The 16,533-nt window shown below is 64.8% G+C and carries 16 protein-coding genes; 4 read left to right on the top strand and 12 right to left on the bottom strand.

Annotation, left to right across the window (positions count from 1 at the left end; translation table 11 throughout):
* Positions 1 to 100: 100 nt before the first annotated feature.
* The 10 genes from Tharo_RS09405 to Tharo_RS09360 form a co-directional block, all read right to left on the bottom strand.
* Positions 101 to 1,189 (bottom strand): DNA-binding protein, encoded by a 1,089-nt coding sequence (locus tag Tharo_RS09405; RefSeq protein ID WP_012585352.1) that lies wholly within the window; start codon positions 1,187 to 1,189, stop codon positions 101 to 103.
* A gap of 267 nt (positions 1,190 to 1,456) precedes the next feature.
* Positions 1,457 to 2,014, bottom strand: coding sequence for an ankyrin repeat domain-containing protein (locus Tharo_RS09400; RefSeq protein ID WP_004355824.1), 558 nt, complete (start codon positions 2,012 to 2,014; stop codon positions 1,457 to 1,459).
* 84 nt (positions 2,015 to 2,098) lie between these two features.
* Positions 2,099 to 2,476 carry a hypothetical protein gene (locus Tharo_RS09395; protein ID WP_012585353.1) on the bottom strand — a complete coding sequence of 126 codons (378 nt, stop codon included), beginning with the start codon at positions 2,474 to 2,476 and terminating at the stop codon, positions 2,099 to 2,101.
* Between the two features lie 65 nt (positions 2,477 to 2,541).
* On the bottom strand, positions 2,542 to 2,928 hold the full coding sequence (locus tag Tharo_RS09390) for a hypothetical protein (protein ID WP_004355830.1): 387 nt from the start codon (positions 2,926 to 2,928) through the stop codon (positions 2,542 to 2,544).
* 41 nt (positions 2,929 to 2,969) lie between these two features.
* Positions 2,970 to 6,089, bottom strand: coding sequence for an efflux RND transporter permease subunit (locus Tharo_RS09385; protein WP_004355832.1), 3,120 nt, complete (start codon positions 6,087 to 6,089; stop codon positions 2,970 to 2,972).
* Between the two features lie 15 nt (positions 6,090 to 6,104).
* The gene (locus tag Tharo_RS09380; RefSeq protein WP_004355834.1) at positions 6,105 to 7,217 is read right to left on the bottom strand and encodes an efflux RND transporter periplasmic adaptor subunit; all 1,113 of its coding nucleotides are present in this window, start codon (positions 7,215 to 7,217) and stop codon (positions 6,105 to 6,107) included.
* Positions 7,214 to 7,777 (bottom strand): hypothetical protein, encoded by a 564-nt coding sequence (locus Tharo_RS09375; RefSeq protein ID WP_004355836.1) that lies wholly within the window; start codon positions 7,775 to 7,777, stop codon positions 7,214 to 7,216. Before Tharo_RS09375 ends, Tharo_RS09380 begins: the two co-directional genes overlap by 4 nt.
* A gap of 17 nt (positions 7,778 to 7,794) precedes the next feature.
* Positions 7,795 to 9,060 carry a TolC family protein gene (locus Tharo_RS09370; protein WP_004355838.1) on the bottom strand — a complete coding sequence of 422 codons (1,266 nt, stop codon included), beginning with the start codon at positions 9,058 to 9,060 and terminating at the stop codon, positions 7,795 to 7,797.
* A gap of 133 nt (positions 9,061 to 9,193) precedes the next feature.
* Complete coding sequence (locus Tharo_RS09365) at positions 9,194 to 9,541, bottom strand: hypothetical protein (RefSeq protein ID WP_075149026.1); 348 nt, start codon at positions 9,539 to 9,541, stop codon at positions 9,194 to 9,196.
* Between the two features lie 128 nt (positions 9,542 to 9,669).
* Positions 9,670 to 10,008, bottom strand: a complete 339-nt coding sequence (locus Tharo_RS09360) for a DUF4148 domain-containing protein (protein ID WP_004355844.1) — start codon at positions 10,006 to 10,008, stop codon at positions 9,670 to 9,672.
* Between the two features lie 168 nt (positions 10,009 to 10,176).
* Between Tharo_RS09360 and Tharo_RS09355 the strand changes: the two genes are divergently transcribed.
* Together Tharo_RS09355 and Tharo_RS09350 are read left to right on the top strand one after the other, a co-directional pair.
* Positions 10,177 to 10,863 (top strand): heavy metal response regulator transcription factor, encoded by a 687-nt coding sequence (locus Tharo_RS09355; protein WP_004355846.1) that lies wholly within the window; start codon positions 10,177 to 10,179, stop codon positions 10,861 to 10,863.
* Positions 10,864 to 10,865: 2 nt separating this feature from the next.
* Positions 10,866 to 12,203, top strand: a complete 1,338-nt coding sequence (locus tag Tharo_RS09350; protein WP_004355848.1) for a heavy metal sensor histidine kinase — start codon at positions 10,866 to 10,868, stop codon at positions 12,201 to 12,203.
* A gap of 18 nt (positions 12,204 to 12,221) precedes the next feature.
* On the opposite strand, the gene Tharo_RS09345 is transcribed toward Tharo_RS09350, so the two are convergent.
* Positions 12,222 to 14,624: a heavy metal translocating P-type ATPase gene (locus Tharo_RS09345; protein WP_039920561.1), complete on the bottom strand. Its 2,403-nt coding sequence runs from the start codon at positions 14,622 to 14,624 to the stop codon at positions 12,222 to 12,224.
* Positions 14,625 to 14,734: 110 nt separating this feature from the next.
* Between Tharo_RS09345 and cadR the strand changes: the two genes are divergently transcribed.
* Complete coding sequence (cadR, locus tag Tharo_RS09340; protein ID WP_004355852.1) at positions 14,735 to 15,190, top strand: Cd(II)/Pb(II)-responsive transcriptional regulator; 456 nt, start codon at positions 14,735 to 14,737, stop codon at positions 15,188 to 15,190.
* Positions 15,191 to 15,246: 56 nt separating this feature from the next.
* On the top strand, positions 15,247 to 16,188 hold the full coding sequence (locus tag Tharo_RS09335; RefSeq protein WP_004355854.1) for a site-specific integrase: 942 nt from the start codon (positions 15,247 to 15,249) through the stop codon (positions 16,186 to 16,188).
* Here Tharo_RS09335 and tnpC read toward each other — a convergent pair.
* Positions 16,176 to 16,532 (bottom strand): Tn3 family transposase post-transcriptional regulator TnpC, encoded by a 357-nt coding sequence (gene tnpC / locus Tharo_RS09330; protein ID WP_004355856.1) that lies wholly within the window; start codon positions 16,530 to 16,532, stop codon positions 16,176 to 16,178. The two genes, Tharo_RS09335 and tnpC, sit on opposite strands and share 13 nt — an antisense overlap.
* Position 16,533: the final 1 nt, after the last annotated feature.

Genomic DNA, 16,533 nt, shown 5'->3' with positions numbered 1-16,533 from the left:
CAAACCGTTGTTTTGCAACAAAAGATTTTGGCTCCTGCGGCGCCGGGATGAAGCCAATATTAGGACTTTCGAGCTGTAAGCGTATGTTTTAAATGTTTAATTATGGTGCGGTGGGCGTTGCGGCTTTCTCGCCGACTCCCGCGACGTGGTCCTGTTTGCCGCTTTGTTTCCGGCGGCTGCCATGACGTAGAAGCTGTGCATGCATGTCCGCAATCACTTTTTCCTGTATGGATAAGGACGCCCGGGCGGCCCCAAGCTCGATTTCCAGGGCTTGACGACGTTCGGCCTGTTCGGCGAGCGTAGCTTCGACCACACTCTTGCCGCGCAGCAGATCCTCGATCTGCAGTTCCCGCTCCGCCAGGCGTTGGCCCAGCGCCTCGACGCGTTGCCCGGTTTCCTTGGCCACCGACAATTCGTCTCGGAGCGATCGCGCCTCCGTCTGAGTCTGGTGAAGCTGCGCATGGGCCTGCGACAACTCGGCCGCCAGGCGGGCGTTGTCCCGGCTGATCCCGGTCAGTTGATCCTGTTTGGTTCCGAGCGTCTGATTCAGTTGCCTCAGTTCGGCCTGCAGGTGCTGGGTCTGCTGCTCATGCTGGCGCTGCTCCTGATCGCGCTGTTCCTTGGCCGCCTGCCGAAAATGGTCCAGGGCTTCGCGGGCGTGACGGTGTTTGTCCTCCAGTGATTGCCGGTGCTGTTCGCCTTGCGCCAGTTGTGACTGCAGATCGGCAACCTGTTGCGCGGCCTGCGCGCGCTGCACGGTCTCCTGTTGCAGCGTGAGTGCCGTCTGGCGATGACGGTCACTCTCCTCGCTCAACAGGGATTCGGTATGCTGCAACTGGGTCTTGAGTGCTTCACCCTCTTGGCGCTGCTGCCGGAGCGCGTCCTTGAGTTGGGCAATTTCGCCGGTATAGCGGGTTTTTGCCTCCGCGATCCGGGCATCGGCCTCTTCGTGCAAGCGGCCGGCCAGCCTGCCGACGAGGTCCTGGATTGCCTCGCTCACGGCAACCTGTGTGCCGCCGGTTCCGCCCTCTTCCTCTTCGATCTCCTTTAAGTAGCGGTGAATCGTTGCCTTTGAGCCGGTATTGCCGAGTTCGACCCGAATGGCGTCGATCGATGGGTGTCGCCCCTGCGCGCGCAACGCGTCACGTGCCCGCACCACCTCGGACTTGTAGATCCCGCTTCTGGCCATCGCGACACCCCTGATTTTTACGTACTGTATTACATGGTACGCCTGTACATACTATTGTCAATGATCGTACGCGTATGAAAATGCATATTACGACACGGGATAATCGCGGATTATCACGCCTGTTGGCCACGTTCTGGGGCAAGAACGAGATTTTCGGTACAACTGCACCGGGAATGCGGTCAGTTCCGGGTCTGTTGCCAGGATCTTGCCTAGAGGTCCGCTGTTCCCGGCCCCGCGCGGCTGGCGAGCAAGGGTGGAGAGGCCGAATCAAATGCCCTCGTCCGAAGTCCCACGCAGGGCACGGTTTGGGCGCGGGCCTCGAGGCCCCTCCAAGATGGCAACGATGTCCTGTCGGCCCAAATTTTTTGCGAGCCAGAGCTCGTCGTGTCCGTCCGCATCGATTTGGTTCCGCTTCGCACCGCCGATCAGGAGATGCCGGACAACTGCTGTGTGCCCCTTGTAGACGGCCCAGAACAAGGGCCACTCCCCGTCCTCGTTCCGCACGTCTGGATTGGCGCCACGGCCGATCAGGAATGAAACGATGTCCGCATGGCCGTTGAAAGCGGCCCAGAAGAGCGGCGTCCATCCCCGACGATCGGGCAGGTCGACTGATGCGCCGTGCGCCAACAGGCCGTCAATAACGGCCCACCGACGGTGATATGCCGCCAGGAAGATCAAGCTGCACCCCTCGGTATCTTGCCAATCGGCGGGAAGTCCGTCCTCCAGCCATCTCAGCACTTCCGGGATCTTGCCCTGGCGAACCGCGTCGAGCAGTTCCGGGGCCACTCGATCGCGCCAGGCTTCGTGATGGACGTCGTCATGCATCGTCTTGGTCCTGACGAGGCGAACCCGGACCCTTGGGGCGTTGATCCGTCGCAACAATCCCTGGCGTCCCGCGCGACAGGCGCATCAATTGAAGTCCTTCTCGTCAGATGTTGATGAGCTGCGCTTCGGGATCGGTGCGTTGCAGTCCTTGAAGTTCACATACACCTTGTCACCGACCTGCAATTGCGCATCGGCAGGCAACTTTGCGGCGCGCGCGTACGGGTGGCCATTGCGCAGAAACGCAACCATCACGTACGGCTTGTCGCCTTCCGCGTCGGACGCCTCGGCCCTGCAGTCATAGAACGAAGGCCGCTTCAAGCTATTCGCCGGACCGATTTCGACAACAGTTCCTTTGCGCCACCCATCGTCCTGCGCGTATTTCCCTTCGAACACGGTGGGGCTCGCACAGCCGCCCAGTCCACCGACGGCAACGGCAACCATTCCTGCCACAAGAGTTTTCATTGGGTCACCTCTGGGTTACATGAGTTGGCCGCCCGCAGCGACGTGCTGCGGGCAAGCGGACGACGTCACTTCAGCGTGAAGCGCGCCGTGGTGGAGGGCTTGCCCGGCAGCGTGACGACGGCCACCAACTTGGTGCCGGCGCCCACCTTGAAGCTTCCCTTGGACTCCAACCGGTCGCCGGCAGGCTTGAGTTCGACTTCCTGTTTGTCGGTGCCGGACAGGAGCGTGAGCTTGGCGCTGCCGTTGGTCACATCAACCGGTTTGCCGTGATCGCGCAGGTGCAGCTGGATGACGTCCGGCTTGGCGACGAGTTCGAGGTCGACATCCTTGACCTCGACCACCAGGCCGCCGTGCATGGACTCATGTTCGTGCGCGTGGTCGTGCTTGTCCGCCGCGAAGGCAGGACCGACGGCCACCAGGGCGGCAAGCGTGATGAGCTTCGAGAGTTTCATGTTTTCTCCTTTCAGGATTCGATTGTGTAAGCGGATCAGCGTCAGAACGCTTCGGCATTGCGGTCGTTGAGCAGGCGCTCGACGTCGCGGCGGCCGAAAAGCCAGAACATCGCCGGGGTGAGGAAGGTATCGAGGAGCGTCGAGCTGATGAGCCCCGAGAAGATCACCACCGCGACCGGGTGCAGGATCTCGGTACCCGGGCGTTCGGCCTCGAACAGCAGCGGTGCCAGCGCAAAGGCCGTCACCAGCGCCGTCATCAGCACCGGCGATAGCCGTTCCAGCGAGCCGCGCAGGATCATCTGGTGATCGAAGCTCTCGCCTTCGATGCGCATCAGATTGATGTAGTGGCTGACCTTCAGGATTCCATTACGCACCGAGATGCCGGCGAGCGTGATGAAGCCGATGAGCGCCGCGACCGACAAGGGCTGGCCGGAGATCCACAGGCCGATCACTGCGCCCACCAGCGCGAGCGGAATGTTGGCCATGATCAGCGCCGAGAGACGCACCGACTTGTAGCGGCTGTAGAGCACGACGAACATCAGCACGAGCGACACGATCGACAGCAGCCCCACGAGACGCGACGCTTCTTCCTGTGCCTGGAACTGCCCACCGAGCGTGATGAAGTAGCCTTCGGGCAGTTTCATGTCGGCCACCGCCGCGCGGATGTCCTCGACGATTTCCGAGAGCGGGCGTTGCTGCGCATTGGCCGACAGCACGATGCGGCGCTTGCCGTCGTCGCGGCTGACCTGGTTCGGCCCGTCACCATCCTCGATCGACGCGAGTTTCGACAACGGGACGTGGCCGGTGGGCGTTTCGATGAGGATCTGCGCGAGCCCCTCGACCGAACGCGCCGATTCGGGCAGGCGCACGACCAGCGCGAAACGCCTTCCACCTTCGACGATCTGGGTGACTTTCTCGCCCTCGACGAGGTTCTGCAGCGCGGCCAGGATCTGCGGTGCCGGCACGCCATAGCGGGCCGCTGCGGCATAGTCGATGCGCACCTTGATCTGCGGCGCGAGCACTTGCTTCTCGATTTCCAGATCCGCGAGTCCGGGGATGCCGGCCAGCCGCGCCCGCAGCGCATCGGCCTGCCCCCGCAGCGTGTCGAGATCCTCGCCGAAGATCTTGATCGCGATCTGCGAACGCACGCCCGAGAGCATGTGGTCGATGCGGTGTGAGATCGGCTGGCCGATCGCGATCGCAGCGGGCAGGTTCACGAGCCGGGCGCGGATGTCGGCGGCGATCTCCCCCATCGAACGGGTGAGTTCTGACGCCGGCTTGAGCCCGACATCGAGCTCGCTGACGTGCACGCCTTCAGCATGTTCATCGAGTTCCGCACGTCCGCTGCGACGACCAACGTGCGTGACCTCCGGCACCTGTTTCACCAGCACCTCCGCCTGTTGCGCAAGCGCGGTGGACTCGGCGAGCGTCACCCCCGGGTTGAGCCGCATGCCGATCAGCAGGGTGCCTTCGTTGAAGGGCGGCAGAAACGTGGTCGGAAAGAAGGGCACGGCGGCGGCCGCGACGATCACCGCGACTGTGCCGGCGAACACGGCCGCCCTGGGCCGCTCGAGGACGGCCTGCAGACCGTTGCGATAGCGCGCCTTGAGCCAGGCAAGTACGCGCGTGTCGCCATGGTCGAGGGACTTCATGCGCGGCAGCAGATAGAAGGACAGGACCGGGGTCACCGTTACCGAAACGACCAGCGATGCCAACGTCGAGACGATGAATGCCACGCCGAGCGGCACGAACAGCCGCCCCTCCATCCCGGGCAGCGCGAACAACGGCAGGAACACCAGCACGATGATGATCGTCGCGTAGAGGATGGCCGAGCGCACCTCCATCGTTGCATGAGCCACGAGTTCGATCGGGTGCAGGCGATGGTCATGATGCTTCGCGCGATCCTCCTTCAGCCGGCGCAACACGTTCTCGACGCCCACCACCGCGTCGTCGACCAGGCCGCCGATCGCAATCGCCAGCCCCCCGAGCGTCATCGTGTTGATCGACAGACCGAAATACTTGAACACCAGCGCCGTCATGAAGATCGACACCGGGATCGCGGTGAGCGCGATCACCGTCGGGCGCAGCGTGCCGAGGAAGAAGAACAGGATCGCCGCGACGAACACCGAGGCGCCAATCAGCTTGCCCTGCAGCGTGCCGATCGAGGCCTCGATGAAGCTCGCCTGCCGGAACGTAACCTGCGGCGCTTCCATGCCGGCGGGCAGCGATTTCTTCATCTCGTCGAGCGCGGCCTCGATCGAGCGGGTGAGGTGAATGGTGTCCGCGGTCGGCTGCTTCTGGATACCGAGAATGACTGCCGGTTTGCCCTCGAAACCCGCATCGCCGCGGCGCAGCGCCGGTGCGAACGTCACGGAGGCAATCTGGCGCAGCAGGATCGGCTGACCGTCGCGTGCCGTGATCGCGAGATTCTTCAGATCCTCCAGGCTCGAGGTGCGTCCGAGGTTGCGGATCAGGTATTCACGCCCGGTGAGTTCGAGGAAGCCGCCCGAGGTGTTCGACGAAAAGCCGCGGATCGCCGCTTCCATCTGTTCCAGCGAAATGCCGAGTTCCGCCATGCGCCGCGTATCTGGCTGCACCTGGAACTGCCGCACTTCTCCGCCGATCGGGATGACCTGCGCAATACCGGGGATGGCCATGAGACGCGGACGCAGCACCCAGTCAGCGTATTCGCGCACCTGCATCGGCGAGATCTTAGCGGTATCGATCGGGATCGCGATCTGCATGATCTCGCCCATCACGGAGCTAATCGGCCCCATGCGCGGAATCACGTCCGCCGGCAGGCCTTCCTCCATCGCCGACAGGCGCTCCGACACCATCTGCCGGGCGCGGAAAATCTCCGTGCTCCACTCGAAGGTCACATAGACGAAGGACAGCCCCGCGCTGGAGATGGAGCGCACCGACTCCACCCCGGGTAGCCCGTTCATTGTCGTTTCGAGCGGGAAGGTGATGAGCTGTTCGACCTCCTCCGCCGCCATGCCGCCGGATTCGGTCATGATCGTGACCGTCGGCTTGTTGAGGTCCGGGAACACGTCCACGGGCGTGCGTGTGAGCGTGAACGCGCCGTAGGCCATCAGCACCAGGCTGGCGATGATCACCAGCAGCCGGTTGCCCAGACTGTTGTCGAGTAGCCATTTGAACATCGGTCAGGCTCCCCGTCAGCGGATCTGGTTGATCAGGGTTGCCGCGTTCGTGGCGACACGCTCCCCGGCCGCGAGGCCCGACGTCACGGCGACGTTCGCCCCATCGAGCGGGGCGATGGTGACGGTGCGCGGCTCGAAGCGTTCCGGCGCGGTCTTGACCCACACGATGATCTGGTTCGCCGGGTTCTTCAGCACCGATCCTGCAGGGACGCTCACGCCCTGCAGCGTGCTGCGCGTCTGCACGAACACCTCGACCGGTTGCCCGACAGCGAAACGCGCCAGGGAATCGCCCGCGGCACCGAAAGCGAGCGGCAGCGCCTGCTCGCGCAGACTGCGCGCCGCGCCGAGGAAGTCGAGCCTCACTCGTTGCTCGCCCACCGCAACGCTCGCGCCGGCCACATCGATGGCGGTGTCGGCATCGTAGGCCAGCGCCTCGACGCGCAGGCGCTTCGGATCGACGATTTCAAACACCAGTTCGCGCGCATCGACGACCTGACCGGCGACGGCGTTGCTCGACGCGATGACGCCCGCGACGGGCGCCACGAGCGCATCGCGATTGCTGAGCCCCGCACCCACCGCCGTCGCGCGGGCCGCGAGACTCGTGAGTTCGCTCTCGGCCGCTTCGATCTCCTTGCGCGGCACCGTGTCGGCGAGCTCCTTCAGCCGCGCCACGCGCTTCTCCGCGAGCACTTTGGCGGCCTGCAACTCGGCGAGCTGCGCCATCTGGTTCGAGCGTTCGATCTGCCCCGCCGACGGCACGACATACGCCAGCACCTCGCCCTTCTTCACGGTCTGCCCGACTCCGGGCAAGCCGCGCGGCCCGGCTTCGAGGCGGCCGGCGACCAGCGCCTGCACTTTTCCGCCCGCGTTGGGGTCCATCACCACTTTGCCGGCGAGCGCCACGGTGCGGGGCAGCTCCCCCGCTTCCGTGACCAGCGTGCGCACGCCGATCTGCCGTTGTGCCGGCTTGGGCAGGAATACGCTGCCGTCGGGCAAGCGTCGCGGACCGTTGCCGCCGACGGGCGCGGAGCCTTCGTCGCCGTGATCGTGCCCGTCGCCAGCGAATGCGTTCCACGATGCACTTGCCGTAACGAGGCACAGCATGACCAGCAGGATTCCCGGTTTCATGCGACACCTCCGGCCGAACGGTTGCGGGCGTTTCCCTTGCGCAGCGCGGCCCAGCCGACCAGTCCGATCACGAGAACGCCGGCGCCGAGCCATCCTGCGTAAGATTGCAAGCCTGGCCCGGCCGATTCGTCGTGCACCTCGGCGGCTTGTTCGTGCAGATCCAGCTCGCCCGCAAGAAGGTCCGCGTCTTGTCCGGCAACGACGGTGGCGGTCACGGAGACGACCCCCGGCTTGAGTGCTTCCTGCAGCGTGGCTTCGAATTCGCCCTCGGCATGGGGCTCGACGGAAATCGCCTTGCCGTCGAGTTGCAGCTCCAGCGTTGCGTCCTTGACCGGGCTGTTGTCAGCGAAGCGGTCGAGATAGAGCGTGATGTGCTTGCCGTCGACCACGCCGACCAGCTCAAAGAGCTCCGAAACGGCGGTGAATCGCGGCAGCATCGGCCCGGCCACGGGTGCCGGGGCGTCGCCGTGGTCGTGGCCTTCACCGGCCAGGGCCTGGGGCGTGACACCCGCAAGGACGGCGGCAAGGCTCCACGCCGCCAGGGTAAGGGAAGCTTTCATGTTCGGGTTCCTGGTGTTCATTCGGGAAGAAGGCCCATGGCCTGCCGCAGCGCGGACACGGCCGCGGCCAGTTCGATGCGGGTGCGCGCCACCTGGCGCTCGGCTTCCGTGGCTTCGAGTTCGATGCGCAGGCGGGTCGGTAGATCGGTTTCGCCGAGGCGGAACGCCTTCTGGAAGAAGCCGCGCGACTCGCGGGCCAACTGCGCGCGCTGTTCGGCGGAGGCGACCAGGGTGCGCGCCGATTCGACGCGGACGCGCGCCGTATCCACTTCGGCCGTCAGGCGTTCGCGTTCCAGCCTCAGCTGGGTTTCGGCTTCGATCGCCTCGGCGCTGGCGCTGGCAACACGGGCGCGGTTGCGGGAGTCGGATCCGAAGGGAATGCGTACGCCGATCGTCACCGTCTGTTGCCAGGATTCGCCGGATGCACCGCGCTCACGCGTCGTCGCCAGGTTCAGCTCGGGATTGGCGCGCCCCTGAATCCCGGCGAGAGTCATGCTGCGCTGTGCCAGCTCCGCCCGATCGCGCAGCTCGGCGATGGCCGGATGCCCCGCCCCCAGGGCGACAGGGGGGGCGGCGGGGGCGGGTTCGGCTTCGGCCACGGAAAGTCCTTCCGCGGCAAGCGCTGGTGTCATGCCTGTCAGGGCGCGCAACTGCTGTTCCGCACCCGCGAGCGCGCCGCTGGCTTCGGCGAGCGACGCTTCGGCGGTCGCCAGCGCTCCGTCCGCCTGATGCTGGTCGGCGCGTGCGAGTTCGCCGGCCCGAACCCGTTTCGACACATCCGCTGCGAGTTCGCGAGCACTGGCAAGCCGCTCGCGGGCGACCAGGACGTCGACCCGCGCACGCTGCCAATCCCAGTACGCGGCCCGCACCCCGGCGGCCGTGCGCAGTTGTGCCGCAAGCGTGCGGCTCGTACTCGCACGCACTTCGGCATCGGCAAGGGCTGCGGTCGATGCGCGTTCGCCGGGCAACCACAGCGGCACAGCGAGGCCGATCTCGTATTCGCGGCTGCCGTCGTTGCGGTGGAGTTGGTCGGTCTTGCCCGACACTTCGAGCGCCGGCGGCTCGGCCGACCAGCGGTCGACGCTCACGCGTCGCGCCAGCGCAGCCGCCCGGCGCATGTCGAGCGACTGCGCCTCGGGCTGACGCGCCCACGCGGCGTCGAACGCCTGCCTGAGCGTCGTTACGACAGGCGATGCAGGGGACGCGGCTTGCGCCCACGCCCCGCTGGCCGCGAGTCCGAGCAGCAGGCCCGGCAGCCAGTTGATGCCAATTCTTCGAAACATCCAATTCTCCGTTGATGACAAGACACACGGAAAATCGGCAGGGCGCGATCAGCTCGATCGCAATGGGCGCGCGGCAACACCGTTCAGAACGGTGAAACTGCCGGAATGAGAATGGATGCGACCGCCCTGCCGATCAGGCGGGCTGTCGCCACTTGGGGCGCTCTGGTTCCGAGAAATGCCCGGCAAGGAGCCACACTTGGGCTCCCCCGCGGATCGTCGCAATCGCGAGGTCGAGGGTCGGCAATCCCGTGCCGCTCGGCAACGCGGTGCAACTGGCCGCATGGCAGAAACTGCAGTCGACATCGACTCCGCCGCCCTTGGGCCAGGACTCGTCGTCGACCTCGCCCTGATGTTTATGCTCATGGTGGCCGAGATGGTCCGCCGCAGCACCGGCTTCATGCTCGCAATACGCACTCACAGCCGCCCAACTGAGTTGGATTGGCAGAAACAGCAGGAAGAGAATCGCGAACCAGCGGCGCATGGGGACGGATTGTAGCGGTACGAACGGAAATGAAAAATAGCGTTGCCAACATCTTGTTGCCCGTCATCGTTGCGACGCATGACCGCCCGCCCCGAGGGACCAGGGGCTCCGTGCTCACACCGCCGCGATCATTGCCCGACGTAGAGTTCGTCCATGCGCGCCCGCTCCTCGGGCGATATGTTCACCAGCTCCTTGAGCACTTGCTCGCGCGTTTTACCCGGGCCGGTATCGCGTGATGGAACGGGCACGCCTCGCTGCAGGTAGAAATAGCTTCCGTCCGCCTTGGCCTGCTCGAGCTCACGCAACACTTCAGCACGCGTCTTGGTGCTCGTCACGTGATCGGGGAAAGAGGTGTAACCCACCTCGCCGCCGGTGAAATGCCATTCCGAGTTCGCCTGAGCGACGCTCGGCACGACCAGGACGACAGCGAGGATAGGGAGGACGGTGGCGGTTCGGATTTTTGACATGATGAGGCTCCTATCGTTGACACGGGATATGCGTCCCGGCGGTGGCCGCTGCATACGCCATGTGCCGGGTACGGGGCGTACTGTAGAAAACCGTTCACGTCGAATCGCGAACAGCCCGATTACGAATTCGTAATGTCGACGCGCCACCGCCTCCGCGATAATTCGTGCATGAAGATCCTGGTCGTCGAAGACGAGCCGAAGCTCGCCGAATACTTGCGCAAGGCGCTGACCGAAAACAGCTACGTCGTCGATGTCGCGCACAGCGGCACCGAGGGGCGCTATCTCGCGATCGAAGGGCATTACGACCTCGTCCTGCTCGATGTCATGCTGCCGGGCCTGGACGGCTTCGCCGTCTTGCGCGAACTGCGGCGCGGCAAGCACGTACCGGTGCTGATGCTCACCGCGCGGGACAAGGTGGAGGATCGCGTGAAGGGGCTGCAGGCGGGTGCCGACGACTATCTTGTGAAACCCTTTGCCCTGTCCGAACTGCTCGCACGCGTCCAGGCGCTGTTACGGCGTGGCGCCATTCCGACGGCCGGTCAAGATCTCACGGTCCTCAGGCTGGCCGACCTCGAACTCGATCTCGTGCGGCGCAAGGCGTCGCGCGCCGGACAACGGCTCGATCTGACGGCCAAGGAATTCACACTGCTGACCTTGTTGTTGCGCCGGCACGGTCAGGTGCTGTCGCGCACCGCGCTGGCCGAGCAGGTGTGGGACATGAACTTCGAGAGCAATACGAATGTCGTGGAGGTTGCGGTACGGCGCTTGCGCAGCAAGCTCGATGACCCCTTCGCGAAGAAGCTGCTGCACACCGTGCGCGGCATGGGCTACGTGCTGGAAGACCGGGAACCCTGAGGATGCGCAATCCGCGTTCGCTGGGCCGCTGGCTGTCATGGTGGCTCGCGGTACAGACCTTCATCGGACTCGGATTCGTCTGCGTCGTCGTGTATGTGGCCACCAGCCTCAACTTTTCTGCGAAGCAGACCGAGGAGCTTCGGCACAAGCAGGACGTGATCCGCCACCTTGTTCGTGAGATCGCGACACCGGAGGAACTGCCGAGCCTACGTCACAAGCTCGACGATTTCTTCATCGGCCATGCCGACCTCAAACTGCGGCTGACCGAGGGCGCCGAGACGCTCCTGTACATGACGCCGCCGGCCCCCGAGCCCCCCGCGCACCTGCGTCGGGTTGAATTCGAGATCCCTTCACCGTGGTCGGGCACGGCCGTGCTGCGTGCCGAATTGGCGCTCGACAGCAGTTCCGATGCCCAATTGCTGAGGCAACTGGCGTGGACGTTACTGGCGAGTGCGCTGGCCGGCGCCGTGGTCGTCTCCGCCGGGGGGGCGTGGCTCGTGCAACGCGCGCTGCTGCCCGTTCGCGACCTGGCTCGGCAAGCCGCCGCGCTCAGTCCGGAAAACGTCGGACAGCCGCTGGATGGTTCCGCGCAGGCGCAGGAACTGCAGCCGCTGGTCGCGCAGTTCAACGCGCTGCTCGTGCGGCTGGACAACGCATACTGGCAACTGGAAGGCTTCAATGCGGACGTCGCCCATGAACTGCGTACGCCGCTGGCGACACTGATCGGCGAGACCGAACTCGCCCTGAGCCGCGAACGCGGCATTCCCGAGTTGCGGGACGTGCTGGGATCGAACCTCGAGGACCTGCACCGCCTGGCGAGTCTCGTCAATGACATGCTGTTCCTGTCGAAGGCCGATCGCGGCGAGCGGGCGCGCCGAAGCCCTGTCGGCAGCCTCGCCGCTCTTGCGACCGAGGTGGTCGAATTCCACGATGCAGCACTCCAGGAGGCGGGCGTCAGCGTTCGGGTTTGCGGGGACGGCGGCGGCGGCTTTGATGCGGGTTTGTTGCGGCGGGCGATATCGAACCTCCTCGCCAACGCGACCCGTTTTGCGGAGCGCGGGTCGATGGTTGACGTCGACATCGAGCCGGACGCTGCCGGCGGCGTTCGCCTGTCCGTCAGCAACGTCGGGCCGGTGATTCCTGCGGAACATCTTCCACGCCTGTTCGACCGCTTCTACCGGGCGGACGCGGCGCGCGAACACGGAAGCACCAATCACGGACTCGGATTGTCGATCGTCGCAGCGATCGCGCGCATGCATGGCGGCAAGCCGTTCGCCCGATCGGCCGCCGGCAGGACGACGATCGGTTTCAGTATTCTTGCATTTGCCTCAAGCCGGTAAGCCGTCCAAGTGTGCCGGTTATCTCCGCAACAAGCGGAGTCCATTTGCCACGACCAGCAAACTCGCCCCCATGTCCGCGAATACCGCCATCCACATCGTGGCCTGCCCGCTCACGGTGAGCAGCAGAAACCCCGCCTTGATGCCGAGCGCCACTACGATGTTCTGGATCAGCACGTCGGATGTGGCCTGTGACAGGCGCACGAAGGCGGGGATCTTGCGCAGGTCGTCGTCCATCAACGCCACGTCCGCGGTCTCGATCGCGGTGTCCGTGCCCGCCGCCCCCATCGCGAAACCGATGTCCGCGCGGGCCAGCGAGGGTGCGTCGTTGATGCCGTCTCCCACCATGCCGACCTTGCCCCCCTTCCGGTGCGTCAGCAGTGATTCGATGGTGCTGAGTTTGTCTTCCGGCAGCAGATTGCCCCTTGCCTCGTCGATACCCACCGCGCGGGCAATCGCTTCGGCCGTGTGAGTGTTATCGCCGGTGAGCATCAGCGTCTTCACCCCCAGGGAATGCAGATCGGCAATCGCCTGACGGCTCGTCTCGCGCAGCGTGTCGGCGACGGCGAAGATGGCCAGCACCTCTGCATGGTTCGCCAAGAGTACGGCCGTCTTGCCTTGGCGCTCGAGCGTGTCGAGCGCTTTTTCGATGTCGGGTGAGCACAGGCCGATTTCCTCGATCAGTCGATGGTTGCCGAGCTGATAGACGTGACCATCAATGCCGCCACGCACGCCGCGGCCCGGAATGGCGGCGAAATCGGCGACCTCGCGCAACACCCATCCCATTTCAACCGCGGCACGGGCGATCGCCAGCGAGACCGGATGATCCGAGCGCGCCGCGAGACTGCCTGCCAGGATATGCGCCTGGTTCGCGTCGCCGCTCAGCACCATGAAGTCCGTCTGGGCGGGCCTGCCGTGCGTAATCGTGCCGGTCTTGTCGAGCGCCAGCGTGGCGAGCTTGCGCCCCTCTTCGAGATAGACGCCACCTTTCACCAGAATGCCCTTGCGGGCGGCCGCGGCGAGACCGCTGACTATCGTGACCGGCGTCGAGATCACCAAGGCACACGGACAGGCAATCACCAGCAGCACCAGCGCCTTGTAGATCCAGTCCATCCACGCGCCGTCGAAAGCTAGCGGTGGCACGATGGCCACCAGCAGCGCGCCGGCGAACACGACGGGCGTGTAGATCCGGGCGAACCGGTCGACGAAGCGCTGGGTGGGCGCGCGGCTGCCCTGGGCCGATTCGACCGCGTGGATGATGCGGGCCAGGGTGGAATGGCTCGCCTCCGCTGTCACGCGATATTCCAGCGATCCCGCTTCATTGATCGTTCCGGCGAACACGTTGTCGCCTTCGGCCTTATCGACCGGCAGGCTCTCGCCGGTGATGGGCGCCTGATTGACCGTCGAACGTCCGCTGATCACCACGCCGTCGAGCGCAATCCGCTCACCGGGGCGCACGCGCACCACGGCCTCCAGCGGCACCGTCTTGGCCGGCATGGTTACCCACCTTCCATCGCCCTGGCATACGGTCGCAGTGTCGGGCGCGAGTTCCAGCAAGCCGCGAATCGCATTGCGCGCCCGATCGAGCGATTTCGCTTCGATCACCTCGGCCAGCGTGAACAGGAACATCACCATGGCCGCTTCCGGCCAGTGTCCGATGAGCATCGCGCCGGTCACGGCAATCGACATGAGTGCGTTGATGTTGAGATTGCGATGCCTGAGCGCGATCCAGCCTTTCTTGTAGGTCGCCAGACCGCCACTGAGGATCGACACCAGCGCGAGAGCCAGGACGGTCCAGTGGTCACCGCCGTTGAGCCAATACACCCCCTCGGCCAACGTCGCGGTGACTCCGGCCAGCGCCATCGGCCACCAGTGGGTCTTGGGCGCGGGTTTGATCGGCGGCGCTGCGCTCTCCGTGCCTGCCGATTCGACCTTCGCTTCGAGACCAATGGCTTTCAGGGCGCCGAGGACCGCTTCCAATGCTCCCGGACGATGCGTCACGCTCAGCCGACGCTGGACGAGGTTGAAATCGAGCGCCGCCACTCCAGCCATGCCAGCGAGCTTGCTCCGGATCAACGCCTCCTCGGTCGGACAGTCCATCCCGGCGATCGCGAGCGTCGTGCGCACGGCAGCAGTGGTCTTATCGATGCGCTGTGCCGGCGCACCGATGGCTGGCACGGCGGCGTCGGCCGCGACCGGCGGGTCGGGGCGATCGCTCACGTCCGACCTTTGCCGGGTCACGGTGAGGTCGAGTCCCGTCACGCCGTCGAGGGGTTCAAGATTGTTGCGGACCAGCGCCGCATCGGTGGGGCAGTCCGTGCTGTCGACGCCGTATAGCTTCCCGTTGGGGCCGTCGGGGGACGAATCACCCGGCGACTGCGACACGATGGAACATCCGCAACTACCAACACTGCATTTGCTCATGCTTGGTTCCCCTGTCTGGACTTGCAGTCATTTAACAATCCGTAGTCACTACAGAGTCAAGGACCTAGAATGCCGGTAGGATCTTCCTTCCCGCCTGGAGGACAAGCACGATGAAAATCGGTGAGCTGGCCAGAGTGACCGGCACCCCGGTAGAGACCATCCGCTACTACGAGCGCGAAGGGTTGCTGGCCGCCCCGGCACGTACGGACGGCAATTTCCGCATCTACGAGGACACCCACGCCGAGCGTTTGTCGTTCATCCGCCATTGCCGATCGCTGGACATGTCGTTGGACGAGATTCGCATCCTGCTGCGCTTCAAGGATGCGCCGGGCGCGAACTGCGGCGATGTGAACACGTTGCTCGATGCGCACATCGTTCACGTCGCGGCACGTATCCGCGAACTGCGTGTGCTGGAGCGGCAACTCAAGAGCCTGCGCGAACAATGTCCCCAGGCACGGGATGCTGCCCACTGTGGCATCCTGCACGAGTTGTCACAGCCCGCGTGTCCGGGAGCACCTATCAGTGGCGGGCACGTGCATGGCGCGCACGGCGGCGTCCGAAAATGAACGACATTCAGCCCCGCGCCGCACGCTATGCTTGAGTCGGTCATCAGGACGCTTCCATGAATGAGGTCGATGTCTACGTACACGCGGCAACACGCGCCAATACGCGTCGCAGCTACACCTCCGCCGTGCGCCACTTCGAGGTGGAATGGGGTGGCTTCCTGCCGGCGAGCGCGGACAGCATCGCGCGCTATCTGGCGCGGCATGCCGAACTGCTGTCCATCGCTACCCTGCGACAGCGCCTCGCAGCCTTGTCGCGCTGGCACCAGGATCACGGCTTTGCCGATCCTACCAAGGCCCCTCTGGTACGACAGACCATGAAGGGCATTCAAACCGTGCATCCGCCGCAAACCCGTCAGGCGGTGCCGCTACAGATTGGCCAACTGTCCCACGCCGTGACATGGCTGGACCACGCGATCGGGACCCAGGGCGCGGTCGCGCGACTGCGCCACACCCGTGACAAGGCGCTACTCCTCCTGGGTTTCTGGCGCGGATTCCGAAGTGACGAGTTGATCCGCCTGGAAACGCAAGATGTCGAACTCGTGCCCGCCCAAGGCATGACCTGCTTCCTGCCTCGAACCAAGGGCGACCGGCAGGCGGCCGGACGGTGCTTCAAGGTGCCGGCCTTGTCGCGTCTGTGCCCCGTGGCGGCCTATACGGCCTGGAAGGATCTGTCGGGGATTGAGGAAGGGCCGGTCTTCCGCGGGATCGATCAATGGGGACGAATCCGTGTCCACGGCCTGCACGTCAACAGCGTCACGCCGCTGCTGCGCAGCATTTTCGAGCGCGCGGGACTCCTGTCGGCCGACAGCTTCAGCAGCCATTCCTTGCGTCGTGGTTTCGCCAACTGGGCCAACGACAACGGCTGGGATGTCAAGAGCCTGATGGAATACGTCGGCTGGCGTGATGTGAAGTCTGCCCTGCGCTATATCGACGGGGCCGATGCCTTCGGTCAGCAGCGCATCGAACGCGCCTTGTCGGACGACGCTCAGACGTCGTGATCCGGCTGCAGGTCGGCCAACGGCTGCAGAGCTGCGGCGATCTCGAGACAGTGATCGGACATCTGCCGGAACTCGTCGATGAGGGCGGCGGCAACTTCCCACAGGTCATCGGCGCTCGATTCGCTCGGATTCGCGCCATTGATGACAGTGTGCGCCATGCGATGAAGACGCAGCAGTTCATCCCGCACACCCCCTGTTCTGTCGAAACGCTGCGCCATCGGAGCCAGCCCGTCGACCAGTTCGAGTAGCGCTGTGGTATCAAAGCTTTGCCGCAGGTTGTCCAGTGCTGCGGAGTCAACATCGCCGTAGGGGGTAACCGCGAAACGGGGTTCAGGGATGTCCATG

The organism is Thauera aromatica K172 (assembly GCF_003030465.1).
In the GTDB taxonomy this organism is placed as follows: Bacteria; Pseudomonadota; Gammaproteobacteria; order Burkholderiales; family Rhodocyclaceae; genus Thauera; species Thauera aromatica.
Note: the sequence above shows the minus strand (reverse complement) of the source record. Positions and strands in the feature narration are given on the sequence as shown.